We start from the raw sequence: 24,791 nt of genomic DNA, 5'->3' as shown, positions 1-24,791 counted from the left end.
CGGATGCAGACCCTGTGGCTTCATATCGGCATGCAGAAGACCGGCACCTCGGCCGCGCAGACCTGGATGGCGAAGAACGAGGCCCGGCTGCTGGACGAGGGGCTGCTTTATGTCCGCCCCCGGAAGGGCCTGCCGGCCAGCGGCGCGCTGGCCGCGACCCTGAACCGCGATCCGCCCGAAGCGGCACGGCTGATCGCCGAACTGATGCAGAGCGTGCAAAAGGCGGGCCCCGCGCTGACCGACATCCTGGTCTCGTCCGAAGATTTCTCGGTCAGCCCGCCGCAGATCGCGGCGCCGCTGCTGGACGCCTTCGAGGGGCGCCGGATCTGCATTCTGGTCTGGCTGCGCCGTCAGGACCTGTTTGCCGAGGCGCTGACCAAGCAATGGATCAAGTGGAACGGCAACCAGGCGCGGGACCCAAGCTCGATGATGCAGCGGGTCATCGCGCCGCTTCTGGACTATGACCGGATGCTGGAGGCCTGGGCCGCGGCCTTTCCCCGCGCCACGATCCTGCCGCAGATCTATGCCGAACAGCTGCCGGGCCAGCCGCCGCCCGACAGCATCGCGGCGCTGCTGCGGGCGATGGGCCGGGACCGCCTGATCCCGCCCGATTCGCAGGCCCATCGCGCCAATGTCTCGCCCCAGGCCGCGCTGCTGCAGCTGTACCGGACGCTGGACGATCCCCTGCGGGTGCGACAGGCCAATCGCCGGCTGATGGCGGGCCATGCGGACCGCTTTGCCGGACGGGGCGATCTGTTCAGCCCGGCCGAGCGTCAGGCGATCCTGGACCGCCATGCCGCCTCGAACGCGCGGCTGCGGGCGCGCTGGTTTCCCGATCGCGCGCAGCTCTTTGACCCACGCGACCCCGAGGCGGGCGGCGCCCCCGGGGCGCAGGCGGTGGCGGCGTTTCGCGACATCTATGACGCCGGGTGATCGCGCATTGCCCCGCACCGCCCGGAATGGGACAACCGGGGCAACAGCAGGCAAGGCAGGACGGCCATGAGCGACGGACGCAACGGCGAACTCAAGCAGATCATCTGCATCAAATGGGGCACGAAGTTCGGGCCCGACTACGTCAACCGGCTGCATGCGATGATCGCGCGCAACATCACCCCGCCCTTCCGGCTGTTCTGCTTCACCGATGACGGGACCGGCCTGCATCCCGACGTGGCGGTGCGGCCCCTGCCCGATTTTGCCTATGAAGCGCCGGTCAACACGCGGGGCAAATGGCCCAAGTCGCGGCTGTGGGGGGATCTGGGCGATGTGACCGGGGTGGTGCTGTTCCTGGATCTGGACGTGATCGTCACCGGCGATCTGGACCCGTTCTTCACCTTCGGCGATCCCGACGACACGGTGCTGGGCCGCAATCCCAACACGCCCTTGGAGAAGATGGGCCAGACCTCGGTCTATCGGATGCGGGTGGGCAAGCTGGCGCCGCTGCAGCAGATCTTCGCCGCCGATCCGCAGGGCGTGGCCGACCAGTACCGCTACGAGCAGCGCTTCGTGACGCGCAACGCACCGGGCGGGGTGAAATTCTGGCCGCGCGGCTGGCTGGCGCATTTCCGGTTCCATTGCGTGCCGGTCTTTCCGCTGAATTATCTGATGGAGCCCCGCATCCCGCGCGGCACCCGCATCGTCATGTTCCCGGGCAGCCTGAACCCGCCCGACGCCATCGCGGGCCGATGGGACGAGGCCGACCCGGTCCGCCCGCCCCTGGCGCATCTGCGCGCGCTCTTCACCGGCGACCGGCGCGAGGCACCGCTGAAGCACCTGCGGCATTACGTGCGCCCGACCTCGTGGGTGGCGCGGCTCTGGCGCGACTAGGGCCGTGGCCCTGCGCGCATCGCGCGTTGCAACAGCCGCGCGGGCAGGCTAACACCCGCAAAATCAAGGATGAGAGGCTGTCATGTCGTCCCCCCTCCGCCTCGGCATTGCCGGGCTTGGCACCGTCGGGATCGGTGTCGTCAAGATCCTTCAGCGCCATGCCGACCTTCTGGCCCTGCGCTCGGGCCGCCCGGTGACGATCACCGCCGTCAGCGCCCGCGACCGGATGAAGAACCGCGACGCGGACCTCTCCGCTTATCGGTGGGAGGACGACCCGATGGCCGTCGCCACCGCCCCTGACGTGGATGTCTTCGTCGAACTGATCGGCGGCGATGCCGGCATCGCGCGCGACAGCATCGAGACCGCGCTGCGCGCCGGCAAGGACGTGGTGACCGCCAACAAGGCGCTGCTGGCGCTGCACGGGCAGCCGCTGGCGGAACTGGCCGAAAGCCTGGGCCGGGTGATCCGCTTCGAGGCGGCGGTGGCGGGCGGCATCCCGGTCATCAAGTCGATGACGGAATCACTGGCGGGCAACCGCATCACCCGCGTCATGGGCGTGATGAACGGCACCTGCAACTACATCCTGACGCGCATGGAAAGCGCGGGCCTGCCCTACGAGGCCGTCTTCGAGGAGGCGCGCCAGCTGGGATACCTGGAGGCCGATCCGACGCTGGACGTGGGCGGGATCGATGCGGGCCACAAGCTGGCGATCCTGTCCTCGATCGCCTTCGGCACGCAGGTCAGCTTCGACGCGGTCGAGATCGAGGGTATCGAGCGCGTCAGCATCGACGACATCCACCGCGCCCGCGACATGGGCTATCGCATCAAGCTGCTGGGGGTGGCGCAGATGACCCCGCGCGGGCTGGAACAGCGCATGGCGCCCTGCCTCGTGCCCGCCGACAGCCCTCTGGGCCAGCTGGTCGGCGGCACCAACATGGTGGTGATCGAGGGTGACAGCGTCGGCCAGATCGTCCTGCGCGGCGCCGGCGCCGGCGAGGGCCCGACCGCCAGCGCGGTCATGTCCGACATCGTCGAGATCGCCCGCGGCGTCCGCCTGCCGGTCTTCGGACAGCCCGCGGCCGGTCTGGTCGCGGCCCAGCCCGCCCGGACGGCGGTGCCCGCCGCCTACTACATGCGGCTGGAACTGCAGGACAAGCCGGGCGCGCTGGCCAAGGTCGCCACGGTCCTGGGCGATGCCGGCATCTCGATCGACCGGATGCGCCAATACGGGCAGCACAGCCCGGCCAGCGTGCCGGTGCTGGTCGTCACCCACAAGACCATGCCCGAGGCCATCGACTATGCGATCGAGGCCCTGCCCCGCACCGGCGTCCTGGTCAGCGACCCGGTCGAGCTGCGCATCGAAGAGGTGTGATCGGGGGCCGCACGGCCCCCGATCCTGTGCCGTCAGGCGTCACGCCCCCGGCTTTCGGGGGCGCAGCCGTGTGCAGCCTCAGGCAGGCTTGTAGATCTCGACCAGCTTGCCCAGCATCTCCAGCGCATCCTCGCGCGAGCGCTGGAAGCTGTTCCGCCCGATGATCGAGCCGTTGCCGCCGCCGTCGCGGATCGCGCGGGCATCGTCATAAACAGCATCCGCGCCCTTGGACGCCCCACCCGAGAAGACCACGATCCGGCGCCCGCCGAAGCTGGCCTGCATGCAATGCGCCACGCGCTTGGCCTGGGTCGAGATGTCGATGCCCTTCTCCTCATAGACCTTCTTGGCCTCGGGCAGCATCAGGTGGTCGGTGGACAGCTTGATCTTGATGATATGCGCGCCGATCAGCGCCGCGATCTGGGCGGCATAGGCGGCCACGTCGATTGCCGTCTCGCCGTCCTTGGTGATCGCCTCGCCGCGCGGATAGGACCAGATGACGGTCGCCACGCCCTTGGCAGCCGCTTCCTTGCGCATCTCGACGATCTCTTCGTACATGTCCAAGGCCATGTCGCTGCCCGGATAGATGGTGAAGCCCACCGCCGCGCAGCCCAACCGCAGCGCGTCGTCGACCGAGGCCGTGATCGCCTGATTCTTGCCCGCCGTGTCCGACATCAAGCTGTTGGCGCTGTTCACCTTGAGGATCGTCGGGATCTGGCCCGCGAAGGTATCCGCGCCGGCCTCGATCATGCCCAGGGGGGCGGCATAGGCGTTCAGCCCGGCATCGATGGCCAGCTGGTAATGGTAATGCGGGTCATAGCCCGCCGGGTTCGCGGCAAAGGTGCGGGCCGGGCCGTGCTCGAAGCCCTGATCGACGGGCAGGATGATCATCTTGCCGGTGCCGGCCAGTTTGCCGGTCATCAGCATCCGCGCCAGCTGCGCCTTCACGCCGGGCGTTTCGCCCTCGTAATTGGCCAGGATGCGGCGCACCGTGTCGGTCATCTGCATGGGGTCTTCTCCTTGGGGTTCGCGCGTGCATAGCACGCCCGCCCAAGGTCACAATTCTGATTACGCTAACGAAAACCAGAAGAAGGTCAGGACCGATGTCCCAACCCGTCCCGGCGCGCGCCGCCCTTCAGGCCGCGCGCGCCGGGGACCGCTCAGCGCTTGGCAGCTTCCAGCGCGGCGACGCCGGGCAGGGTCTTGCCCTCCATCCATTCCAGAAACGCACCGCCCGCGGTCGAGATGAAGGTGAACCCCTCGGCCGCGCCCGCCTTGTTCAGCGCCGAGACCGTGTCGCCCCCGCCCGCGACCGAGACCAGCGCGCCCGAGGCCGTCAGCTCGGCTGCGGCGCGCGCTGCGGCATTGGTGGCGGCGTCGAAGGGCTCGATCTCGAAGGCGCCGAGCGGGCCGTTCCAGATCAGCGTCTTGCAGGCGGTCATCGCTTGGCGCAGCGCCTCGACCGTCTCGGGACCGGCATCCAGGATCATCGCATCCGCCGGGCACTCGCCCACCGGCAGCGTCTCGGAGGCGGCGCCCGCCTTGAACTCGCGCGCCACGACGATGTCCACCGGCAGGTGGATCTTGCAGCCGGTCGCCTGCGCCTTCTCCATGATCGCGCGGGCCGTGTCGGCCATGTCGCGCTCGGCCAGCGACTTGCCGACCTCGATCCCCTGGGCCACCAGGAAGGTGTTGGCCATGCCGCCGCCGATCACCAGGTGATCGACCTTCTCGATCAGGTTCATCAGCAGGTCCAGCTTGCTGGACACCTTGGCGCCGCCCACCACGGCCATCACCGGGCGCTGCGGATCGCCAAGCGCCGCGTCCAGCGCCTTCAGCTCGGCCTCCATCAGACGCCCCGCGCCCGCGTTCAGAAGCCGCGCCAGCCCCTCGGTCGAGGCATGGGCCCGGTGCGCCGCCGAGAACGCGTCGTTCACATAGGCCCCGCCAAGCGCCGCCAGCGAGGCGGTGAAGGTCGCGTCATTGCTTTCCTCGCCCGCATGGAAGCGGGTGTTCTCCATCAGCGCGACCTGACCGGGCTGCAGCGCCGCCACGACGCGCTTGGCCGGGCCTCCGATGCAATCGTCGGAAAAGACCACCGGCTGGCCCAGGGCGGCCTCCAGCGCGGGCAGGATCTGGCGCAGGCTCATGCTGTCCACGCGCTGGCCCTTGGGGCGGTCGAAATGGGCCAGAAGGACGGGGATGCCGCCTTTGGCCTGGATGTCCTTGATGGTCGGCACGATCTTGTCGATCCGGGTCGTGTCGGTGACCTGTCCGTTCTCGACCGGCACGTTCACGTCCACGCGGGTCAGCACCACCTTTCCGTCAAGATCCATGTCATCGATGGTGTGGAACCTGGCCATGTCGCATCCTTCCGCTTGGGGTTGGCAAACTTCTCCCGCATGGCAGGCGCGGCGTCAACCGCACCGATGGGCGGAGCCTTGCCGGCCCCCGCCCGCGCCTGCCCCGCGACGGCCTTGTGAAGCCCGTGCCCCGGTTTCGCACGTTGCCCTTGGGCGCCCGAGCCCCTAGATCAGGGGTCGAACAAGCCACAGGAGGGCCAGATGGCCGAGATCAAGGACCCGGAAAACACCATCGTCATCACGCTGAAGGACGGCCCCGTCGTCATCGAGCTGCTGACCGATGTCGCGCCGCAGCATGCCACGCGCATGAAGGAACTGGCCCGGGCCGGTGCCTATGACAACGTGGCCTTCCACCGCGTGATCGAGGGCTTCATGGCCCAGACCGGCGACGTGGCCCATGCCAACATGGAAAAGGACTACAACCCCGGCCGCGCCGGCACGGGCGGATCGGACAAGCCGGACCTGCCGGCCGAGTTCTCCAAGCTGCCGCATGATCGCGGCACGATCGGCGCCGCGCGCTCGCAGAACCCCAACAGCGCCAACAGCCAGTTCTTCATCAACTTCGGCGACAACCATTTCCTGAACGGCCAGTACACGGTCTATGGCCGCGTGATCGAGGGCATGGAGCATGTGGACAAGATCGCCCGCGGCGAGCCGCCGGTGAATCCCGACCGCATGATCAGCGTCAAGGTGGCCGCCGATGCGTAATCTGGCCCTCATCCCCGCGTTCCTGATGCTGAGCACCGGCGCGGCCGTCGCGCAGGGCGCCAACCCCCAGGTCGAGGACACCGACGGCCCGAACATGGTCATCGAGGTCGCCGATGCCGAAGGCACGTCCAAGGGCACGATCGTGCTGGACCTGCGCGAGGACCTGGCCCCCAACCATGTCGCCCGGCTGGCCGAGCTGACCGAATCCGGCGCCTATGACGGGGTGGTCTTCCACCGCGTGATCGACGGCTTCATGGCCCAGACCGGCGACGTGGAGCATGGCCGCCAGGATGGCGACACCGCGATGGCCGGCATGGGCGGGTCCGACCTGCCGGATCTGGAAGCCGAGTTCAGCGATGCCAGCTTCGACCGTGGCACCGTGGGCATGGCCCGCGCGATGGACCCCAACAGCGCCAACAGCCAGTTCTTCATCGACCTGGCCCCGGCGCAGTTCCTGGACGGCGAATACACCGTCGTGGGCCAGTTGATCGAGGGCTGGGAGGTGCTGGACAGCATCAAGAAGGGCGACGCCGCCACCAACGGCGCGGTCACCGATCCCGACATCATGCAGACCGTGACCATCGCGACCGGCGACGAAGAGTCCGCCACGCCCGAGGCTGAAACCGACCCGGATGCCGACGAAGGCTGATGCCTCTCGACCCGAATATTGCGGAAAGGGGCCCCTCGGGGCCCCTTTTCCATGGGGGATGGCCGGGGCGCCCCGGTGTGCGGTCCGAGGACATCGGGGTTCAAGCGGGTGACAGGACGCGCCCTCGGTCACCCGACCCTATCCGTTGCCCCACGCGACGACTGCCTTGGACCCGACGATCCGGCCAGGCCACCTCACAACCCCAGATTGCGGCGCCTTCGGCATGGTTTCGGATTCGGACGACGAAGGCGCGATCTTGACACCAAGGCCGGCATCCCGCCGTGCAGGACCGACTTTCTCAACCGCCCCGTACAACCCCCTGCATCCAAACGAAAATTCTAAGCCTACCGTTACAGTTTGCCGCACAACGCATGTGCGAAGATAGGCATACCAAATGCGCAAATATCGCGTTAGATGAGCTTCCGCTTATGTATGGAGTTTATCGTTATGTTTGTGCAAACCCGTCAGACCGCCTTCTGCCCGAACCTGTCGCCCACGGATTGGGCGATGATCTCGACCGCGCTTGGCGCCTATACCCACAATGCCGAGTATCGCGATCTGGTCCAGCGGCTTGACCAGCAGATGACCCGATCGGCCCCCTGGACGCCGGCGGGACAGCCGACAGCCAAGATCAAGGCCCGCTAGGGCCGGACAGGCGCCCAAGGCCCCACCCGGGGGACCTCGCAGGGCCGCGCCCCGGATCCGCCTGCGCGCAGGGCCGGGGCGCCGGCCCGTCCTGCCCTGTCCTTTCGGGCAGTCCCGGACGCGGGCCGAGACTTTTGCCCCGCGGCCTGCGTTGACTGCCCTTGCGACCCTGTCGGGTCGTCCCCCGGAAGGATGTCATGATCAAGCTTCTGTGCCTGTCGTTTCTGTCGCTCGCCCTTGCCGCCTGCGCGCGCTCGGAGCCGTCCGAGCCCTGTGCGGCGCTCTGCATGAGCAGCCTGGTCGAATACGAACCGGGCCATGCCCCTTTGCCGCAGCCGTGAGACGACAGCGCTGACCCCTGCATCCATGTCGGCACGGGATGCGGTTTCCGCGTGACTTCCTGCACGTTCCCGGTGTTAGATTGCATCAATTGCAACCTGAACGGTACACTTTACTCATGCTGCAGATCCGCCTGCCCGGCCCGCTGGCCGCCTGTCCGTTGCTTATCGCCTTGGCCGCCTGCGCCCCCGCCGCGGCACCGACTGCGCTCGGCGCCATCGATATCGCCGCCTCGCCCCCCGGACTGGCCCGCTGCCGGCCTACGACCCCGTCCGAGCAGCAATCGGGCGCGCAGGCGACGAATGCCGTGCGCGCAGGGTCCGGCCTGCCCTCGGTCGCGCCCAGCCCGATCCTGTCCCAAGCCGCCGCCCGCCATGCCTGCGACATGGCCGAGCGCGGGCGCATGACCCATGCCGGATCGCAAAGCGGAGGCCCCGCGCAAAGGGTCAAGGCGCTCGGCTATCGCCCGCAGGTCACTGCCGAAAACATCGCCGCGGGCCCCTTCGATCTGGACAATGTGCTGACGGCCTGGAACGCCTCGCCCAGCCATACGGCCAACATGCTGATCCCGCAGCTGAGCGAATTCGGCATCGGCCATGCGGTCGGCTCGGACGGCCGGACCCGCTATTGGGCCGCCGTCTATGCCGCGCCCACGGGGCGCTAGCCGGGCGCGGCGGTCAGGGCGGGACTAGATCTCCAGCACGATCTTGCCGAAATGCGCGCCGGACTCCTCGTGGCGAAAGGCGTCCGCGATCTGGTCCAGCGCGAAGCTGCGGTCGATCAGCGGGCGGATGCCCGTCACCTCCAGAGCGCGCACGAAATCCATCTGCATGGCGCGGCTGCCGACGATCAGGCCCTGCAGGCGCTGCTGCCGGGCCATCAGCGCCGCCGTCGGCACCTCGCCCGAGGCGCCCGTCAGCACCCCGATCAGCGAGATATGCCCGCCGACCCGGCAGGCGGTGATCGATTGTGGCAGGGTGCCCGGGCCCCCGACCTCGACCACGTGATCGACGCCCCGGCCATCGGTCAGCGCCTGCACACGGGCGCCCCAATCCGGCTCGGTCCGATAGTTGATCGTGTGGGTCACGCCCATCTCGCGCAGGCGCGACAGCTTCTCGTCCGAGGACGAGGTCGCGATGACCCGCGCGCCCATCGCGATCGCCAGCTGCACGGCAAAGATCGACACGCCGCCCGTGCCCAGGGTCAGGACCGTATCCCCGGCCTTCAGCCCGCCATCGACGACCAGCGCCCTCCAGGCGGTCAACCCGGCGGTGGTCAGCGTCGCCGCCTCGGCAGCGCTATAGCCCTGGGGCGCCTTGGTGAACCAGGACACCGGCCGCACCGCCACCTCGCAGGCATAGCCGTCGGTGCCGTCGCCGGGCGTGCCCGAGAAATCCGCGACCGGGGCCGGGCCGTCCGCCCATTGCGGAAAGAAGCACGAGACGACCTGATCGCCCACCCGGAACTCCTCGACACCCTCGCCCACGGCCTCGACCACGCCTGCCCCGTCCGACATGGGAATGCGCCCATCCTCGGTCGGCATGCGGCCCGAGACGACCCCGTAATCGTGAAAATTCAGCGACGAGGCCTGCAGGCGCACCCGGATCTCTCCTGCGCCCGGCTGGCCCGGATCGGCGATCTCGACAATCTGCAAGTGGTTCAGCCCGCCGGGGCGTGCGATCTTGACGGCTTTCATGAGCGATCCTTTCCTGCCCGACAGGGGCGTTGCGGGATGTCTAGCATCAAAGTCCGGCGGGTTCGATGGGCTGCGGCCCGCCCCTACCCGTGGATCCGCGCCCGGATCCGCCGTGGCCGGAGCGCACATGTCCGTGTTCTTTTCTGAGTTGCACCCAGGACGATCCGACAGGACATCCCAGCTTAATCCGCTTGCAGATGCACAGACCGAACGTGATAGCTTTGTGACAAGTCGATCTCCGTCAGGATGCCTCACGCCCCTCCCTGCCGGAATTCCCGACCGATTGCGCCAGCATCCCGCCCTGCGTGGCGTGAACGTGACGGATCTGATCCGCAACGGGACGCGCCAGAAGGTGATAAGGATACGTCATGACGACCGCGAGGCCTTTCTCAAATGCTATCCGGGGCCCTCTGCGGCACATCGGCATCAGGCAACGATCCTGATCAGCGGTCGCTAGCTGCAGCCCTTCCTCGCCTGGACGTCCCATATGCGGGTTGCGGACGATGTCCGGACCTTTCCGGTGGACGAGACCGTCGACCAGCCGCTTGTGGGTTCCCACATGGACCTGATGGAGCGGCTGACCCGGCGCATGCATGGCCAGATGGGTGCGCATGGGCTCTCCCGCAGCGACGTCCATCCCGAGAACCTGTTCATCGCCGAACAGGGCGCGCGGCTGACGATGACGGAAATCGACATGGAGATCGCCGAGCCGATGCCGCGGGTCGAGGATCTGGCGCGGATGCTGGTCTGGCCGGAAGGCATCACCCTGCCCCAGCCGGGCCGGGAAAGCGGGATCAGCCGGCTGGCCTTCGACACGCTCTGCGCCAGCCAGCCGCCACTTCCGGCGGCCGACCGGCCGGCGCTGCATTTCCACTTGGGCGAGATGCTGCTGGCCGTCTCCCTTCGGCGCGGCGCCCGCCTTCCCGACCTGCGGCGCAAGATGACGCATGCGCTGATCCATTGGGCGCGCAGCGGCCCGAACGCGGCCTGACGCATCCGCCTGCCCGCGATTCGGCCCTGCTGCGCAGGAGCCGGAGAGACATAAATCGAGGAATTGGAGCGGGTGAAGGGAATCGAACCCTCGTCGTAAGCTTGGGAAGCTTCTGCTCTACCATTGAGCTACACCCGCCTTGCCTGTCGCCTACCCCAGGGCGCGGGACAGGTCAAGCCTCAGCCCAGGTCTATCTCAGCGAAGCCCCATCTCGGCCAGGGCGGCGGCGATGGCGGGCGGCAGGGGCTCCTCGCTGGCGCGGCCCTCGGGCAGGTCGGGCGGGGCATCGGCGGCGGCCAGATAGCGCCAGCCCTGGAAGGGCCGGCGCGGCACCGCTGCCACCCGGACCAGATCGCGGTCCAGCACCAGCCCGCAGCGCAGGATGCCGTCGGCGCCCTCGACCCGGTCCAGCGCCAGCAGCCGCTGGCGGGCCAGCATCACCCCCTTGAACACCCAGAAGATCGAGCCGCCCTCCAGCAGCTCGGCCTCGCGCTTGGGCCACATGCGGGTGACATGCATCGCGGGGCCGTCGCCGAAGCGGCGCTGCCAGACGACCAGATCCTCGGGCCCCTCGGCGCCCACGCACAGCTTCATCAGGTTCAGCACCGCGGCCCTTTCGCCCTTGCCCCAAGCCTCAACGCCGCAACCCGGCACATGGATTGCTTGGGTCCGAAAATATCCCCGCCGGAGGCATCCGACCCGACCGCAGTACCGACCTTCGGGATCACAGCACCATGTCGTCGCGATGGACCAGCGCGGCGCGGCCCGCATAGCCCAGGATCGCCTCGATCCGCGCCGAGTGCTGGCCCGCGATCAGCCGCGCCTCGTCGGCGGTATAGCGGATCAGCCCGACCCCCATCCGCACGCCGTCCGGCCCGGCGATGGCGACGGGATCGCCGCGCCCGAAGACCCCCTCGACCCCGGTCACCCCCGCCGGCAGCAACGACTTGCCGCGCCCGAGCGCCTCGACGGCCCCGGCATCGATGCCGATCACGCCCTTGGGCTTCATCGCCGCGATCCAGCGCTTGCGGGCCAGCTGCGGATCGGCCTCGGGCAGGAACCAGCTGGTCCGCGCGCCCTCGGCCACCGCCGTCAGCGGGCGCAGGACCGAGCCCTCGGCAATGGCCATCGCGCAACCGCCCGCCACGGCGGTGCGCGCGGCCATCAGCTTTGTCTTCATCCCGCCCTTGGACAGCCCCGAGACCGGATCGCCGCCCATCGCCTCGATCTCGGGCGTGATCGCCGCGATCAAAGGCAGGTGGCGGGCGGTCGGGTCGGTCTTGGGATTGGCGGTATAGAGCCCGTCCACATCGGACAGCAGCAGCAGCTGGTCGGCGCCGCAGGTCACCGCGATCTGGGCGGCCAGACGGTCGTTGTCGCCGAAGCGGATCTCGTCGGTGGCGACCGTGTCGTTCTCGTTCACGATGGGCACGACGCCCAGGGACAGCAGCGTCTGCATCGTGGCGCGGCTGTTCAGATAGCGGCGGCGGTCGGCGCTGTCCTCCAGCGTCAGCAGCACCTGCGCGGTGATGACGCCATGCGGGGCCAGGGCCTCCTCATAGGCGCGGGCCAGGCGGATCTGGCCTACGGCGGCGGCGGCCTGCGCCTGCTCCAGCGGCAGCGCACCGCCCGGCAGGCCCAGCACCCGGCGCCCGAGCGCGATGGACCCGGAACTGACCAGCACCACGTCGCAGCCCCGCGCCCGCCAGGCGGCCACGTCGTCGCACAATCCCTGCAGCCAGTCGCCGCGCAGCCCCTCGGGGCCGACCAGCAGCGCCGAGCCGATCTTGACGACCAGCCGGCGCGCGGAGGCCAGCGCAGGCGCCGTCACGGCTGCCACGACCCCTCGTCCGACGGGTTGGGGGCGGGGGTGCGGGACGGCTCGATCTGCGTCCACAGCGCGCGCAGCAACTCGGTCACGCCGGTCCGGGCCACGCCCGACATCAGCAGCACGGGATGGCCCAGCTCGGCCTCCAGCGCGGCGCGGCGCTCGGCCAGGACCTCGTCATCCAGCGCGTCGATCTTGTTCAGCGCGGTGACGCGGGGTTTCTCCATCAGGACGGGGGAATAGGCCGCCAGTTCGGTCAGGATGGTGCGCGCATCCTCGGCCAGCGTCTCGGAGGTGCCGTCGACCAGATGCAGCAGCACATTGCTGCGCTCGACATGGCCCAGGAACTGATCGCCCAGACCCCGGCCCTCGGAGGCGCCCTCAATCAGGCCCGGAATGTCGGCCATGACGAATTCGCGCCCGTCCACGCCCACGACGCCCAGATTGGGATGCAGCGTGGTGAAGGGATAGTCGGCGATCTTGGGGCGCGCGTTCGACACGGCGGCCAGGAAGGTCGACTTGCCGGCATTGGGCAGGCCCACCAGACCGGCATCCGCGATCAGCTTCAGGCGCAGCCAGATGGTGCGCTCGACCCCCTCCAGCCCCGGATTGGCGGTGCGGGGGCTGCGGTTGGTCGAGGATTTGAAATGCAGGTTGCCCCAGCCGCCATTGCCGCCCTTGGCCAGCAGCACGCGCTGGCCGACCTCGGTCAGGTCGGCGATGACGGTTTCCTCGTCCTCCTCCAGGATCTCGGTGCCCACGGGAATGCGCAGCACGACATCATCGGCGGACTTGCCGGTCATCTGGCTGCCCATGCCGTGCTGGCCGGATTTCGCGAAGAAATGCTGCTGATAGCGGAAATCGATCAGGGTGTTCAGCCCCTCGACCGCCTCGGCCCAGACATCGCCGCCGCGCCCGCCGTCGCCGCCATCGGGGCCGCCATATTCGATGAACTTCTCGCGCCGGAAGGACACGCAGCCCGCGCCGCCGCCGCCCGAGCGGATATAGACTTTGGCGAGGTCGAGAAATTTCATGGACAGGCTCCTTTTGCCGCCCGGCGATACGCCCTTGCGGCCCGTCGCGCAAGGGCGGCGGGCTGGCAAAGCCGCGCCCCGCACCTATGTAAAGGGCAAAGGAGACCGCGATGATCCGTTTCGACAACAGCTATGCCCGGATGCCCGAGGGCTTCTTCGCCCGCGTGGACCCCACCCCCGTGACCGCGCCGCGCCTGCTGGCGCTAAACGGCCCGCTGGCCGACAGGCTGGGACTGGACCGCGACGCGCTGACGGTGGGCATGCTGTCGGGCAATTCTGTGCCGGAAGGCGCCGCCCCCCTGGCGCAGGCCTATGCGGGCCATCAGTTCGGCGGCTTCGTCCCGCAGCTGGGCGACGGCCGCGCGGTGCTGCTGGGCGAGGTCACGGCGCCGGACGGGGCGCGCTTCGACATCCAGTTGAAGGGCTCGGGGCCCACGCCCTTCTCGCGGCGCGGCGACGGGCGGGCCTGGATGGGCCCGGTGCTGCGCGAATATCTGGTGTCCGAATTCATGGCCGCGATGGATGTGCCCACCACCCGCGCGCTGGCCGCCGTCGCCACCGGCGACGAGGTCTGGCGCGAACAGGGCGGCCTGCCCGGCGCGGTGCTGACCCGGGTGGCCGCCAGCCATATCCGCGTCGGCACCTTCCAGTTCTTCGCCGTACGCGACCGCAAGGGCGATCTTGCGGCGCTGACCGACCATGTGATTGCCCGCCATTACCCGCAGGCCGACGGCCCGCTGGCGCTGCTGGATCAGGTGGTCGCGGCCCAGGCCGAGACCATCGCGCAATGGATGGCCCTGGGCTTCATCCATGGGGTGATGAACACCGACAACATGGCGATCTCGGGCGAGACGATCGACTATGGCCCCTGCGCCTTCATGGATGTCTATCATCCCGACACGGTGTTCTCCTCGATCGACCGGCAGGGGCGCTATGCCTGGGCCAACCAGCCCAACATCGCCGTCTGGAACCTGGCACAGTTCGCCACGTGCCTGATCCCGCTGATGGGCGAGGAGGAGGCGGCGGTCGAGGCTGCGACGCACGCTGTCCACCGCTTCGCGCCGCTCTATCAAGCGGCCTGGCTGCGCCGCTTCGGCGCCAAGCTGGGGATCGAGGGCGCCCCGAACCAGGCGCTGATCGAGCGGCTGCTCAGCCTGATGGCCACGCAGCGGGCGGATTTCACCCGGGTCTTCGCGGGCCTGTCGGACGGCACCGCGCGCGACGAGTTCATCGAGCGCGACGCCTTCGATGCCTGGGCGCGCGACTGGCAGGCGCTGTCGCCCGACCGCGCGGTGATGGCCCAAGCCAATCCCCGCCGCATCCCCCGCAACCACCGCGTCGAAGAGGCCATCGTGGCCGCCGTGGCGGGCGACATGGCGCCTTTCGAGCGGTTGTTCGCGGCAGTCACCCATCCGCGCGATCTGCACGAGGATTGGGCAGACCTGGCCCATGCCCCGACCACCGGGCAGGCGGTCCTGCAGACCTTTTGCGGAACGTGACGGGCTTGTGCGCGCGCCCCTCTTGCGGGCGCCGCGTTCCCGGCCATGATCTGCGCCATGCCCCCACCCGGACGGACGGATGCTGAAGATCGCCAGCTACAACCTGCACAAGTGCCGGGGACTGACCGGCCCGCACGCGCCCCTGCGCAACCTTGCGGTGATCCGGGCGCTGGATCCCGACATCATCGCCCTGCAGGAGGTCGACTTCCGCTATGGCGCCCGCCCCGAGGCGCTGCCGCGCAAGCTGATCCAGGCCGAGACGGGGCTGGTCCCCGCCGACATCACCGGCACCACCGACAGCAGCCTGGGCTGGCACGGCCAGACCATCCTGATGCGCCCGCATCTGGCCGAACAGGCCGTGCTGCGCCGCCTGCCCCTGCCGGGGCTGGAACCGCGCGGCGCCGTGGCCCTGCGCCTGCCGGGACTGACGGTGATCGGCGCGCATCTGGGGCTGGCGCGGTCCTCGCGGCGCGCGCAGCTGGCCCGGATCACCGCGCGGGCCGGGCGGATCGGCGGCGACCACATCGCGCTGATGGGCGATTTCAACGAATGGCGCGACGACCGGGGGCTGGAATCGCTGGCCGGGTTCAAGGTGATCGCGCCCGGCCCCTCCTGGCCCGCGCCCCTGCCCCGGCTGCGGCTGGACCGCATGGCGCTGTCCAGCGGGCTGGAGGTGCTGGAGACCGGCGTCTTCACCGAAGCCGGCGCGCGCGACGCCTCGGACCACCTGCCGATCTGGGCGCGCATCAACCTGCCGTGAAGATTGCGACTTCGGGTCGCGGGCGCTAAGAAGGCGCCAAGCATCAACGGAGGGTCTTCATGACTGCCATCATCGACATTTTCGCCCGTGAAATCCTGGACAGCCGCGGCAATCCGACCGTCGAGGTCGACGTGACGCTGGAGGACGGCACCCTGGGCCGCGCGGCGGTCCCCTCGGGCGCCTCGACGGGCGCGCATGAGGCGGTCGAGAAGCGCGACGGCGACATGTCGCGCTACATGGGCAAGGGCGTGCTGGAGGCCGTGGCCGCCGTCAATGGCGAGATCTCGGAAAACCTGGTGGGCGAGGACGCGACCGAGCAGCGCGCCATCGACGCGATGATGTGCGATCTGGACGGCACCCCCAACAAGGGCCGCCTCGGCGCCAACGCGATCCTGGGCGTGTCCATGGCGGTGGCCAAGGCCGCGGCCGAGGCGACGGGCCAGCCGCTCTACCGCTATGTCGGCGGCACGGCGGCGCGCATCCTGCCGGTGCCGATGATGAACATCATCAATGGCGGCGAGCATGCCGACAACCCGATCGACATCCAGGAATTCATGATCATGCCGGTCAGCGCGGAAAACATCCGCGAGGCGGTGCGCATGGGGTCCGAGATCTTCCACACCCTGAAGAAGGAACTGTCGTCGGCGGGCCTGTCGACCAGCATCGGTGACGAGGGCGGCTTTGCGCCGAACCTGTCCTCGACCCGCGACGCGCTGGATGTGATCCTGAAGGCCGTCGAGAAGGCGGGCTATCGCCCCGGCGAGGACATCATGCTGGCGCTGGACTGCGCCGCCACCGAATATTACCGGGACGGCAAGTACGAGATGAAGGGCGAGGGCAAGTCGCTGTCGGCCGCCGAGAACGTGGACTATCTGGCAGCGCTCTGCGACGCCTATCCGATCCTGTCGATCGAGGATGGCTGTTCCGAGGATGACTGGGAGGGCTGGAAGCTGCTGACCGACCGCTTGGGCGACCGCATCCAGCTGGTCGGCGACGATCTGTTCGTTACCAACCCCCTGCGCCTGTCGCGCGGCATCGAGGAGGGCTGCGGCAACAGCCTGCTGGTCAAGGTCAACCAGATCGGCACCCTGTCCGAGACGCTGGACGCGGTGCGCATGGCCGACCGTGCGGGCTTCACATCGGTGATGTCGCACCGCTCGGGCGAGACCGAGGACGCGACCATCGCCGACCTGGCCGTCGCCACGAATTGCGGTCAGATCAAGACCGGCTCGCTGTCGCGCTCGGACCGGCTGGCGAAATACAACCAGCTGATCCGGATCGAGGAGATGCTGGGCGCCACGGCGGAATTCGCCGGGCGCAGCATCCTGCGCTGATGCCCCTCGCGCGACCGGCACCCTCCGGTCGCGCGACCTCTCAGTTCGGCCCCTCCAGCGGGCCCGAGCGCGCCATCTGGCCAAGCGCGTCCAGCGCGACGGCCAGCCGGTCGCGCGGCATCCGGCAGTTCAGCCCGATCCGCACGCCTTCATCCGACCCGGCACCTGCCTCCTGCCCCGCCGCCCGAAAATCCGAGGTCGGGCGGGTGATGACGCCCGCCGCCGCCGCGCGGGCCACGAAATCGGCCGCCGTCCAAGGCGGCGCCAGCGGCAGCCAGACCATCGGCACGCCCGGCTGCGTCACCGCCCCCAGGCCCGCGAAGGCCTCTTGCGCCAAGGCCAGCCGGTCGGCCACCTGATCCTGCACCCGCCCCGCGATCCGCGCCGCATCGCCCGAGCGCATCAGCCGCGTGACCAGCCCGGTGATCGGCAGCGACAGGCCCATATGGCTGTGCTGGGCGGCGACGCGGCCCGCCTGCCCCATCCCCTCGGGACAGATCAGGATGCCGAAGCGCAGCCCTGCCGCGATGATCTTGGACAGGCTGGACACATGCCAGACCCGCTCGGGCGCCAGCGCCCGCAGGCCGGGCGGCGCATCGGGCCGGGGGCTGGGGGCATAGCACTCGTCCTCGATCACCTGCAGGTCGTGGCGGCGCGCGACCTCGACGATGGCGGCGCGGCGGGCCGGGCTCATCCCGGCCATCGTCGGGTTCTGGGCCGAGGGCGTCAGGCAGACCAGCCGCGCCCCCGAGGCCCGCGCCACCCGGTCCAGATCGTCGGGGATCATCCCCTGATCGTCCAGCGCGACGGGCAGGGTCCGCGCCCGCATCAGCCGCGCGGCATGGGTGATGCCGGGATAGGTCAGCGCCTCGACCATGACCAGGGGCGCCCGGTCGGCCAGGCACAGCGCCATGACCAGCGTGATCGCATGCTGGCCGCCATTGGTCAGCACCATGTCGGCCACCGTCACCGGCCCGAGCGCGCGGTCCGACATCCAGTCCAGCGCCGCCGCGCGGCAGTCCTGATCGCGGCTGAGCGGCATGTAGTCCAGAAGGTCCGCATCCAGCCCCCCGGCCAGCGCGCCCAGATGGTCGCCGATGATCCGCGCCTGCCCGCAATCGGGCAGCTGCGGGATGCGCAGGTCGGCGGGCCCCTGCGCCTCTGCGGGATGGTCCAGGCTTTCATACAGCAGCGGCTGCGGCACCGGCGGGCGCGGGCGCGGCGCGGCGATGAAGCTGCCACGCCCGACATGGCTTTCGACGACGCCCTCGGCGGCGGCGGCCTGATAGGCCCGCGCCACGGTCCCGGGGGTGACCTTCAGCCGCCAGGCCAGATCGCGCATCGGCGGCAGCCGCGTGCCCGGCGCCAGCACGCCGGACCGCGCCGCCTCGCGCAGCGCATTGGCCAGCGCGCGGAACTTGGGGCCGGGTTGGCCGGACAGGTCGGGCTGCCATTCCTCGATCCGCATGAGATGTCCTTTCCGGCTGGCGCGCCTCCCTGTTAATGCGCCGATTTGCCGCGCACAATTGCCCGGAGGCAGGTCCGGGGCCAACCTTCGCGGCCATCGCGGAAAATAACCGCCCCCCGGGGGACGCCGACCCTCGACAGGCGCAAAAGCCGGGCTAGACTGCAGGCCATCCGGGTGGGACGACTGGGGCCGAGGGGGCCCCCCCACCCGAAACGGAGGAGAGAGAATGAAAGATTCCAAAACCCTGGGCCGCAGGTCCTTCCTGACCCGCGCCTCGATCGGCGGGGCTGCGGCGGCGGCGGGCGGCGTGCTGGCCGCTCCGGCCCTGGCGCAGGAGGCGCCGCAGATCAACTGGCGGCTGGCCTCGTCCTTCCCCAAGTCGCTGGACACGATCTATGGCGGTGGCGAGGAGCTGGCGCAGCGCCTGTCCGAGGCGACCGATGGCCGCTTCCAGATCCAGGTCTTCTCGGCGGGCGAGATCGTCCCGGGGCTGGACGCGATCAATGCCGCGACCGACGGCACGGTCGAATGCGCGCATTCGGTGGGCTATTACAACTGGGGCAAGGACCCGGCCTTCGCCTGCGGCGCCGATCTGCCCTTCACCTTCTCGGCCCGCTCCAAGGCCGCCTTCAACTATCACGGCGGCGGGATCGAGAATTACAACACCTTCCTGGAACAGTACAATCTGGTCAGCTATCCCGGCGGCAACACCGGCACCCAGATGGGCGGCTGGTACCGCAAGGAGATCAACAGCCTGACCGACCTGCAGGGCCTGAAGATGCGGATCTCGGGACTGGCGGGCCGGGTGGTCGAGAAGATGGGCGTGGTGCCCCAGCAGATCGCGGGCGGCGACATCTATCCCTCGCTGGAACGCGGCACGATCGATGCGGCCGAATGGGTCGGCCCCTATGACGATAGCAAGCTGGGCTTCCAGAAGGTCGCGCCCTATTACTACTATCCCGGTTTCTGGGAAGGCGGCCCCACGGTCAGCTTCTTCGTGAACAAGGGCCAGTGGGACAGCCTTCCGGAGACCTACAAGTCGCTGTTCCGCACCGCCGCGCAGGCGACGGACCAGAACATGCTGGCGAAATACGACTATCTGAACCCGACCGCGCTCAAGGAGCTGGTCGGCAGCGGCGCGCAGCTGCGGTCGTTCAGCGAAGAGATCCTGGTGGCCGCCTATGCCGCGGCCAACGAGGTCTATGCCGAGGTGTCCGCCGAGAACGAGTCCTTCAAGACCCAGTACGAGGCGATGCTGCAGTTCCGCGACGACTGGTATCTGTACCAGCAGACGGCGGAATACACCTTCGACACGTTCATGATGATCCAGCAGCGCAATGGCGGGCTGGTCCAGGGCGGCTGACCCTGCCCTAACGATGACGAAAGCCGCCGCGCAGGACCTGCGCGGCGGCTTTTTCATGTCCGGGTGACGGGGGCCGGACCGACCGGCCCCCCGGGGTCAGTTCCCCGAAAGGCCCGGGGGCGGGCCGCCGAAGCCCAGGCCCATCCCGCCCGAGGGCGCCGCCGCCCCCGGTGCGGGGGCGGTCTGCGGCGCGGGTGCGGGCGCTGCGGGATCCGTGGGCGTCGCCGGGTCGGCAGGCGCCGGGGTCGCGGGCGGCTGCTGGCCGAAGGGCGATCCGCCCAGGCCCCCGAGCGTGCCGAAGCCGCTGCTGCCGCCCTCGGCCGGGGCCGAGCCGCCACCCAGCCCGCCACCAAGGCCCCCACCCAAGCCCCCGCCCATCGGGATCTCGATCCGCATGTTCGAGGTGTCGACGACCGGGCCGCGATAATGCATGACCATCGCCGGGAAGGCGATCACCGCCGCGATCATCAGCACCTGCAGGCCCACGAAGGGCACCGCGCCGCGATAGATGTTCAGCGTGGTGATCGGGTCCATGCGCTTGCCGGTGATCTTGTCCAGATAGGCCATCCGGGGCGCCACCGATCGCAGATAGAACAGCGCGAAGCCCACCGGCGGCGTCAGGAACGAGGTCTGCATGGTCACCGCAAGGATCACCCCGAACCAGACCAGGTCGATCTCCAGCAGGTTGGCGGCGGGGATCAGCAGCGGCACGATCACGAAGGCCAACTCGAAGAAGTCGAGGAAGAAGCCCAGGATGAAGATGATCACGCAGGCGACGATCAGGAAGCCCACCTGCCCCCCCGGCAGCGCGGTCAGAAGGTCGCGCACCCAGATATGGCCGTTGATCGAATAGTAGGTCAGCGAGAAGACCGTGGCCCCGATCAGGATGAACATGACGAAGGCCGACAGCTTGACCGTCGACAGCAGCGCCTGGTTCAGAACCGTATAGGTCAGACGCCCCTTCATCGCGGCCAGGATCAGCGCGCCCATGGCCCCCATCGCGCCGCCCTCGGTCGGCGTGGCGATGCCGAGGAAGATCGTGCCCAGCACCAGGAAGACCAGCGCCAGCGGCGGGATCATCACGATGATGACCTGCCGCGTCATCGGCGACAGCAGGCCCGTACCCATCGCGCGGTCCAGCACCGCCACGACCAGCAGCACCGCGACCGCGACGGTCGCCGCCCAGATCGGGGCATTGGCGATGCCCGCCCCCTCCAGCCCGCGCGCGGCCAGCCAGTAGACCGCCACCGCGCCCAGGATCGCGGCCAGCAGCGACCAGCCGCCCGAACCCAGGCTGCGGGCCTCCAGCGGCAGGGCGGGCATGGATTTGGGGCGCAGGAAGGACAGGACCAGAACGTAGAGGATGTAGATGCCGGTCAGCGCCAGGGCCGGCACCAGCGCGGCCTTGTACATGTCGCCCACCGACCGGCCCAGCTGGTCGGCCAGCACGATCAGTACCAGGCTGGGCGGGATCACCTGCGCCAGCGTCCCCGAGGCCGCGATGACCCCGGTCGCCAACGGCTTGTCATAGTTGTAGCGCATCATGATCGGCAGCGAGATCAGCCCCATCGAGATGACCGAGGCCGCCACCACGCCGGTCGTCGCCGCCAGAAGCGCGCCGACCAGGATGACCGCATAGGCCAGACCGCCGCGCACCGGGCCGAACAGCTGGCCGATCGTTTCCAGCAGTTCCTCGGCCATGCGCGAACGTTCCAGCACGATCCCCATGAGGGTGAAGAAGGGGATGGCCAGCAGCGTGTCGTTGCGCATGACCCCGAACACCCGGTCGCCTAGCGCGCCAAGCAGGTTCCAGCCCAGGTTCACCTGGTCCGACAGCGGCGTCAGGAACACGCCGAAGAAGAAGAACAGCAGCCCGTTGGCCGCCAGCGCGAAGGCGATGGGATAGCCGAACAGCAGAAACGCCACCATCGAGAAGAACATGATGGGCGCCAGGTTGTGGGCAATGAGGTCGATCATGGACGGCGCTCCGGCGTGTCGGTGGCCTGGGATGCGGCCTTCTGTTCGTCTTCCAGACCGACGACCATCAGGGCGGCCTCTCGCAGCGCGGCCTCGTGGGTGTCGCCATGGGCGATGGGGTCGGGGATGATGCCACGCATGACGGCGACCTTCTTGATCAGCTCGGAAATGCCCTGCGCGAACAGCAGGCCGAAGCCCGCCACCATCACGCCGCGCACCGGCCACAGCGCCAGCCCGCCCGCGTTCATCGACACCTCGCCCGTGCGCAGGCTTCCCATCAGGGCGGGCCAGGTCAGCCACAGCATCACGGTGGTGAAGGGCAGCAGGAACAGCACCGTGCCGATCACGTCGATCCAGTGCTGCGCGCGGCGCGACCAGCGGCCATAGATCACGTCGATGCGGATATGTTCGTTGTCCAGCAGCGTCCAGGCCGAGGCCAGCATGAAGGCCGCGCCGAACAGATACCATTGCGCCTCCAGCCAGGCATTCGACGAGATGCTGAAGACCTTGCGGATGATCGCGTTGGTGGCGCTGATCACCACCGCCAGCAGGATCAGCCAGCTGACCGACCGCCCGATCAGGGTCGTGATGCGGTCGATGCCGCGCGATAGGGCCAACAGGGCACCCATGATATGTCTCCTCCCTCCAGGCGCTGCCCGTTTCGGGGGCAGGTGTCCGGTAGACCCGGCATTCCGCGCAGTCACCGCATATGCTGCATCCGCCCCCACAGGGTCAAGTTTTTCCGGCTGCTTGACGCTAGGTCATCAGGGCCAGCCCGACCAGCGCCGCGCATTCCGCCAAGAGGGCCGAGGCGCCCAGCACGTCGCCGGTCTGCCCGCCCACCAGCCGACAGGCCCGGCGCGAGACCGCGACGACCGACAGGCCTGCCAGCAGGGTGGCCAGCGCCGCCCCCCCCGGCCCCGGGGCGCAGAGCCACAGGGCCAGCACGCCGATCAGCGCGGCCGTCGCTGCCGCACTGCGCGAGGGGCGGCCCGCGCCCTGCCCCAGCCCGTCGCTCCGCGCGGGCGGCAGGGCGCGCATCAAGAGGACCGGCGCCACCCGGCCCAAGGCCGCCGCCCCGATCAGCGCCAGCGGCCCGAGCGCGGCCAGCGCCGCCACCCGGATCAGCGACGTGGTCACCAGCGCCATGGTGCCATAGCTGCCGATGGTCGAGTCGCGCATGATCCGCAGCCGGTCCTCGCGTGTGCGCCCGCCGCCCGCATCGGCGAAATCGGCCAAGGCGTCCTCGTGCAGGGCGCCGGTCAGCCAGACCGCCCCCGCCACGGCCAGCGCGGCGGGCAGCACACCCGGCCCCTCCAGCCACAAGGGCAGGCCCGCAATCGCGCCCACCAGCCCACCCGCCAGGGGAAAGGCCCAAGCCGCCTCCGACAGCGGCACCATGCGGGGCGGAAGGAAGCGGCCAAGCGGCAGCCGGGTCAGGAAGACCAGCGCCAGCAGGACCTGCTGCGGCCTAGTCAATCCCGGCCTCGGCGAAGGTCGCCATGCCGTTGTGGCATTCCAGGGCCGCGCGCAGCACCATCAGCGCCACCGCCGCGCCCGAGCCCTCGCCCAAGCGCATGTCCAGCGACAGGACCGGCGGCATGCCAAGCGCCGCGATCAGGCGGCGGTGGCCCGGCTCGGCGCTTTCATGGCCGATCAGGCAATGGGCCAGCGCGTCCGGGTCGTCGCGCGTCAGCACCCCCGCCGCCGCCGTGCAGATGAACCCGTCGAGGATCACCGGGATGCGCAGGTCCCGCGCGCGCCCGATGGCGCCGCAGATCCCCGCCTGCTCGCGCCCGCCGAAGGCCGCCAGCGTGGCGTGCGCGCCGGTGGGGGCGTGGCGCGCCAGCCCCTCGGTCACGACGCGGATCTTGGCGGCCAGCATGTCGCCATGGGCGCCGGTGCCGGGGCCGACCCAATCCTCGGCCCGGCCCCCGAAGGTCGCCGCCGCCAGCGCCGCCGAGGTGGTGGAATTGCCGATCCCCATCTCGCCCAGGATCAGGACCTGAGCCTCGGGGTCCACGGCGCCTGCGCCCTTGGCCATCGCGTCCCGCACTTCGGCCGGCGTCATCGCGGGGCCTTGGGTGAAATCGCCGGTGGGCCGGTCCAGATCCAGCGCGACCACGGCCAGATCGGCCGCCGCCACGCGGCACAGCTGGTTGATCGCCGCGCCGCCCGCGCGGAAATTGGCGACCATCCCCGCCGTGACCGCCGGAGGAAAGGGCGTGATCCCCTGTGCGGTGATGCCGTGATTGCCCGCAAAGACCAGTGCCTGCGCGCGGTCGATCCGGGGCCGGTCGGTCCCCTGCCAGCCCGCCATGAAGACCGCCAGTTCCTCCAGCCGGCCCAGAGAACCGGGGGGCTTGGTCAATTGCGCCTGGCGGTCGCGCGCGCCCTGCGCGGCATCGTCGTCAAATCGGGTCATCAGGGTCCTCTCGGGAAGGCTTCAGCCGCACAGGCAGTCCGCTGACGGCCATCCAGACCTGATCGGCGATCTGCGCCACGGCCTGATTCATCCGCCCGTGATCGTCGCGGAACCGCCGCGCCAGGGCATTGGCCGGGACGATCCCCTGGCCCAGCTCGTTGGTCACAAGGACGACAGGACAGGATTGCTGACGTAACGTCATCACGAGGGCGTCGACATCCGCGCGGCCTTCGCCATTCGACATCCACAGGGTCAGGCAATCGACCAGCCGCACGCCCTGCCCGTCCGTGGCCCGCAGCGCCCCCGCAAGGTCCAGGGGCGCCTCGATCGTCCGCCAGTCGGGGCCGCGTTGACGTTGATGTTCCAGAATTCTTTGACCCATCTCGCCGTCGCGGGCCTCGGCCGTGGCCAGATAGATCCGGGGCAATGCATGACGTGCAACAAGCCGCTCGGCCAAGGCCGACTTGCCCGAGCGTGCGCCGCCGGTGACCAGGGTCAGATGTCCACGTGCCGTCATGC

At 69.4% G+C, this 24,791-nt stretch carries 25 protein-coding genes and 1 tRNA gene; 13 read left to right on the top strand and 13 right to left on the bottom strand.

The window, feature by feature from the left end:
* Positions 1-3 precede the first annotated feature (3 nt).
* The 3 genes from FA743_RS00330 (at position 4) to FA743_RS00320 (ending at position 3,196) form a co-directional block, all read left to right on the top strand.
* On the top strand, positions 4-933 hold the full coding sequence (locus FA743_RS00330; RefSeq protein WP_136883902.1) for a hypothetical protein: 930 nt from the start codon (positions 4-6) through the stop codon (positions 931-933).
* Positions 934-999: 66 nt separating this feature from the next.
* Complete coding sequence (locus FA743_RS00325; protein ID WP_136883901.1) at positions 1,000-1,824, top strand: glycosyl transferase; 825 nt, start codon at positions 1,000-1,002, stop codon at positions 1,822-1,824.
* An 82-nt stretch (positions 1,825-1,906) separates the two neighbouring features.
* A complete protein-coding gene (locus FA743_RS00320; protein WP_136883900.1) occupies positions 1,907-3,196 on the top strand; it encodes a homoserine dehydrogenase in 1,290 nt (429 codons plus the stop codon).
* Between the two features lie 78 nt (positions 3,197-3,274).
* Here the strand turns inward: FA743_RS00320 and FA743_RS00315 are convergent, their stop codons facing one another.
* The gene (locus FA743_RS00315; protein WP_136883899.1) at positions 3,275-4,201 is read right to left on the bottom strand and encodes a class I fructose-bisphosphate aldolase; all 927 of its coding nucleotides are present in this window, start codon (positions 4,199-4,201) and stop codon (positions 3,275-3,277) included.
* A 152-nt stretch (positions 4,202-4,353) separates the two neighbouring features.
* Complete coding sequence (locus FA743_RS00310; protein ID WP_136883898.1) at positions 4,354-5,556, bottom strand: phosphoglycerate kinase; 1,203 nt, start codon at positions 5,554-5,556, stop codon at positions 4,354-4,356.
* A gap of 201 nt (positions 5,557-5,757) precedes the next feature.
* Between FA743_RS00310 and FA743_RS00305 the strand changes: the two genes are divergently transcribed.
* The 5 genes from FA743_RS00305 to FA743_RS00290 all read left to right on the top strand — a co-directional run bounded on the left by FA743_RS00305 (position 5,758) and on the right by FA743_RS00290 (position 8,561).
* Positions 5,758-6,264, top strand: coding sequence for a peptidylprolyl isomerase (locus tag FA743_RS00305; protein ID WP_136883897.1), 507 nt, complete (start codon positions 5,758-5,760; stop codon positions 6,262-6,264).
* Complete coding sequence (locus tag FA743_RS00300) at positions 6,257-6,913, top strand: peptidylprolyl isomerase (RefSeq protein WP_136883896.1); 657 nt, start codon at positions 6,257-6,259, stop codon at positions 6,911-6,913. Before FA743_RS00305 ends, FA743_RS00300 begins: the two co-directional genes overlap by 8 nt.
* Before the next feature lie 447 nt (positions 6,914-7,360).
* Positions 7,361-7,558, top strand: a complete 198-nt coding sequence (locus tag FA743_RS00295; protein ID WP_136883895.1) for a hypothetical protein — start codon at positions 7,361-7,363, stop codon at positions 7,556-7,558.
* A 197-nt stretch (positions 7,559-7,755) separates the two neighbouring features.
* Positions 7,756-7,899 carry a hypothetical protein gene (locus FA743_RS20185; RefSeq protein ID WP_169308719.1) on the top strand — a complete coding sequence of 48 codons (144 nt, stop codon included), beginning with the start codon at positions 7,756-7,758 and terminating at the stop codon, positions 7,897-7,899.
* A 116-nt stretch (positions 7,900-8,015) separates the two neighbouring features.
* A complete protein-coding gene (locus tag FA743_RS00290) occupies positions 8,016-8,561 on the top strand; it encodes a CAP domain-containing protein (RefSeq protein ID WP_136883894.1) in 546 nt (181 codons plus the stop codon).
* A 24-nt stretch (positions 8,562-8,585) separates the two neighbouring features.
* On the opposite strand, the gene FA743_RS00285 is transcribed toward FA743_RS00290, so the two are convergent.
* A complete protein-coding gene (locus FA743_RS00285; protein WP_136883893.1) occupies positions 8,586-9,593 on the bottom strand; it encodes a zinc-dependent alcohol dehydrogenase family protein in 1,008 nt (335 codons plus the stop codon).
* A gap of 487 nt (positions 9,594-10,080) precedes the next feature.
* Here FA743_RS00285 and FA743_RS00280 point away from each other — a divergent pair, with 487 nt between their 5' ends.
* Positions 10,081-10,584 carry a hypothetical protein gene (locus tag FA743_RS00280; protein WP_136883892.1) on the top strand — a complete coding sequence of 168 codons (504 nt, stop codon included), beginning with the start codon at positions 10,081-10,083 and terminating at the stop codon, positions 10,582-10,584.
* 64 nt (positions 10,585-10,648) lie between these two features.
* Here the strand turns inward: FA743_RS00280 and FA743_RS00275 are convergent.
* The 4 genes from FA743_RS00275 to obgE all read right to left on the bottom strand — a co-directional run bounded on the left by FA743_RS00275 (position 10,649) and on the right by obgE (position 13,446).
* A tRNA-Gly gene (locus FA743_RS00275) sits at positions 10,649-10,722 on the bottom strand.
* A 57-nt stretch (positions 10,723-10,779) separates the two neighbouring features.
* On the bottom strand, positions 10,780-11,178 hold the full coding sequence (locus FA743_RS00270) for a DUF1489 family protein (protein ID WP_136884388.1): 399 nt from the start codon (positions 11,176-11,178) through the stop codon (positions 10,780-10,782).
* A gap of 130 nt (positions 11,179-11,308) precedes the next feature.
* Positions 11,309-12,424, bottom strand: a complete 1,116-nt coding sequence (proB, locus tag FA743_RS00265) for a glutamate 5-kinase (RefSeq protein ID WP_425467145.1) — start codon at positions 12,422-12,424, stop codon at positions 11,309-11,311.
* Complete coding sequence (obgE, locus tag FA743_RS00260) at positions 12,412-13,446, bottom strand: GTPase ObgE (protein ID WP_136883891.1); 1,035 nt, start codon at positions 13,444-13,446, stop codon at positions 12,412-12,414. The genes proB and obgE overlap by 13 nt, the downstream gene beginning before the upstream one ends.
* A gap of 110 nt (positions 13,447-13,556) precedes the next feature.
* Here obgE and FA743_RS00255 point away from each other — a divergent pair, with 110 nt between their 5' ends.
* The 3 genes from FA743_RS00255 (at position 13,557) to eno (ending at position 17,039) form a co-directional block, all read left to right on the top strand.
* The gene (locus FA743_RS00255; RefSeq protein ID WP_136883890.1) at positions 13,557-14,945 is read left to right on the top strand and encodes a protein adenylyltransferase SelO; all 1,389 of its coding nucleotides are present in this window, start codon (positions 13,557-13,559) and stop codon (positions 14,943-14,945) included.
* Positions 14,946-15,024: 79 nt separating this feature from the next.
* A complete protein-coding gene (locus tag FA743_RS00250; protein WP_136883889.1) occupies positions 15,025-15,705 on the top strand; it encodes an endonuclease/exonuclease/phosphatase family protein in 681 nt (226 codons plus the stop codon).
* Between the two features lie 59 nt (positions 15,706-15,764).
* A complete protein-coding gene (gene eno, locus FA743_RS00245; RefSeq protein ID WP_136883888.1) occupies positions 15,765-17,039 on the top strand; it encodes a phosphopyruvate hydratase in 1,275 nt (424 codons plus the stop codon).
* 40 nt (positions 17,040-17,079) lie between these two features.
* Here the strand turns inward: eno and FA743_RS00240 are convergent, their stop codons facing one another.
* Entirely contained in the window at positions 17,080-18,507 is a 1,428-nt protein-coding gene (locus FA743_RS00240; protein WP_136883887.1) for an aminotransferase-like domain-containing protein, read from the bottom strand.
* 244 nt (positions 18,508-18,751) lie between these two features.
* Here FA743_RS00240 and FA743_RS00235 point away from each other — a divergent pair, with 244 nt between their 5' ends.
* On the top strand, positions 18,752-19,870 hold the full coding sequence (locus FA743_RS00235; RefSeq protein WP_136884386.1) for a TRAP transporter substrate-binding protein: 1,119 nt from the start codon (positions 18,752-18,754) through the stop codon (positions 19,868-19,870).
* Between the two features lie 96 nt (positions 19,871-19,966).
* On the opposite strand, the gene FA743_RS00230 is transcribed toward FA743_RS00235, so the two are convergent.
* The 5 genes from FA743_RS00230 to cobU form a co-directional block, all read right to left on the bottom strand.
* Complete coding sequence (locus FA743_RS00230) at positions 19,967-21,847, bottom strand: TRAP transporter large permease (RefSeq protein WP_136883886.1); 1,881 nt, start codon at positions 21,845-21,847, stop codon at positions 19,967-19,969.
* The gene (locus tag FA743_RS00225; RefSeq protein WP_136883885.1) at positions 21,844-22,476 is read right to left on the bottom strand and encodes a TRAP transporter small permease subunit; all 633 of its coding nucleotides are present in this window, start codon (positions 22,474-22,476) and stop codon (positions 21,844-21,846) included. The genes FA743_RS00230 and FA743_RS00225 overlap by 4 nt, the downstream gene beginning before the upstream one ends.
* Before the next feature lie 127 nt (positions 22,477-22,603).
* Positions 22,604-23,326: an adenosylcobinamide-GDP ribazoletransferase gene (cobS, locus tag FA743_RS00220; RefSeq protein WP_136883884.1), complete on the bottom strand. Its 723-nt coding sequence runs from the start codon at positions 23,324-23,326 to the stop codon at positions 22,604-22,606.
* Positions 23,319-24,272 carry a nicotinate-nucleotide--dimethylbenzimidazole phosphoribosyltransferase gene (gene cobT / locus FA743_RS00215; protein ID WP_136883883.1) on the bottom strand — a complete coding sequence of 318 codons (954 nt, stop codon included), beginning with the start codon at positions 24,270-24,272 and terminating at the stop codon, positions 23,319-23,321. The genes cobS and cobT overlap by 8 nt, the downstream gene beginning before the upstream one ends.
* Positions 24,259-24,789, bottom strand: coding sequence for a bifunctional adenosylcobinamide kinase/adenosylcobinamide-phosphate guanylyltransferase (gene cobU, locus FA743_RS00210; RefSeq protein WP_136883882.1), 531 nt, complete (start codon positions 24,787-24,789; stop codon positions 24,259-24,261). Before cobU ends, cobT begins: the two co-directional genes overlap by 14 nt.
* Positions 24,790-24,791 lie beyond the last annotated feature (2 nt).

Origin of the sequence: Paracoccus gahaiensis, assembly GCF_005048225.1 — a bacterium.
Taxonomy (GTDB): domain Bacteria; phylum Pseudomonadota; class Alphaproteobacteria; order Rhodobacterales; family Rhodobacteraceae; genus Paracoccus; species Paracoccus gahaiensis.
This window is presented reverse-complemented; position numbering and strand designations above follow the sequence as displayed.

What these genes read in the sequence shown, in the direction of transcription:
- FA743_RS00305 (WP_136883897.1), top strand. Translation starts at nt 5,758, where the DNA reads ATGGCCGAGATCAAGGACCCGGAAAACACCATCGTCATCACGCTGAAG.
- FA743_RS00285 (WP_136883893.1), bottom strand. Translation starts at nt 9,593, where the DNA reads ATGAAAGCCGTCAAGATCGCACGCCCCGGCGGGCTGAACCACTTGCAG.
- FA743_RS00230 (WP_136883886.1), bottom strand. Translation starts at nt 21,847, where the DNA reads ATGATCGACCTCATTGCCCACAACCTGGCGCCCATCATGTTCTTCTCG.
- FA743_RS00310 (WP_136883898.1), bottom strand. Translation starts at nt 5,556, where the DNA reads ATGGCCAGGTTCCACACCATCGATGACATGGATCTTGACGGAAAGGTG.
- FA743_RS00330 (WP_136883902.1), top strand. Translation starts at nt 4, where the DNA reads ATGCAGACCCTGTGGCTTCATATCGGCATGCAGAAGACCGGCACCTCG.
- obgE (WP_136883891.1), bottom strand. Translation starts at nt 13,446, where the DNA reads ATGAAATTTCTCGACCTCGCCAAAGTCTATATCCGCTCGGGCGGCGGC.
- FA743_RS00225 (WP_136883885.1), bottom strand. Translation starts at nt 22,476, where the DNA reads ATGGGTGCCCTGTTGGCCCTATCGCGCGGCATCGACCGCATCACGACC.
- FA743_RS00250 (WP_136883889.1), top strand. Translation starts at nt 15,025, where the DNA reads ATGCTGAAGATCGCCAGCTACAACCTGCACAAGTGCCGGGGACTGACC.
- FA743_RS00295 (WP_136883895.1), top strand. Translation starts at nt 7,361, where the DNA reads ATGTTTGTGCAAACCCGTCAGACCGCCTTCTGCCCGAACCTGTCGCCC.
- FA743_RS00270 (WP_136884388.1), bottom strand. Translation starts at nt 11,178, where the DNA reads ATGAAGCTGTGCGTGGGCGCCGAGGGGCCCGAGGATCTGGTCGTCTGG.
- FA743_RS00325 (WP_136883901.1), top strand. Translation starts at nt 1,000, where the DNA reads ATGAGCGACGGACGCAACGGCGAACTCAAGCAGATCATCTGCATCAAA.
- FA743_RS00240 (WP_136883887.1), bottom strand. Translation starts at nt 18,507, where the DNA reads ATGCGGATCGAGGAATGGCAGCCCGACCTGTCCGGCCAACCCGGCCCC.
- cobT (WP_136883883.1), bottom strand. Translation starts at nt 24,272, where the DNA reads ATGACCCGATTTGACGACGATGCCGCGCAGGGCGCGCGCGACCGCCAG.
- FA743_RS00280 (WP_136883892.1), top strand. Translation starts at nt 10,081, where the DNA reads ATGCGGGTTGCGGACGATGTCCGGACCTTTCCGGTGGACGAGACCGTC.
- FA743_RS00290 (WP_136883894.1), top strand. Translation starts at nt 8,016, where the DNA reads ATGCTGCAGATCCGCCTGCCCGGCCCGCTGGCCGCCTGTCCGTTGCTT.
- FA743_RS00320 (WP_136883900.1), top strand. Translation starts at nt 1,907, where the DNA reads ATGTCGTCCCCCCTCCGCCTCGGCATTGCCGGGCTTGGCACCGTCGGG.
- FA743_RS00255 (WP_136883890.1), top strand. Translation starts at nt 13,557, where the DNA reads ATGATCCGTTTCGACAACAGCTATGCCCGGATGCCCGAGGGCTTCTTC.
- FA743_RS00315 (WP_136883899.1), bottom strand. Translation starts at nt 4,201, where the DNA reads ATGCAGATGACCGACACGGTGCGCCGCATCCTGGCCAATTACGAGGGC.
- FA743_RS00300 (WP_136883896.1), top strand. Translation starts at nt 6,257, where the DNA reads ATGCGTAATCTGGCCCTCATCCCCGCGTTCCTGATGCTGAGCACCGGC.
- eno (WP_136883888.1), top strand. Translation starts at nt 15,765, where the DNA reads ATGACTGCCATCATCGACATTTTCGCCCGTGAAATCCTGGACAGCCGC.
- cobU (WP_136883882.1), bottom strand. Translation starts at nt 24,789, where the DNA reads ATGACGGCACGTGGACATCTGACCCTGGTCACCGGCGGCGCACGCTCG.
- FA743_RS20185 (WP_169308719.1), top strand. Translation starts at nt 7,756, where the DNA reads ATGATCAAGCTTCTGTGCCTGTCGTTTCTGTCGCTCGCCCTTGCCGCC.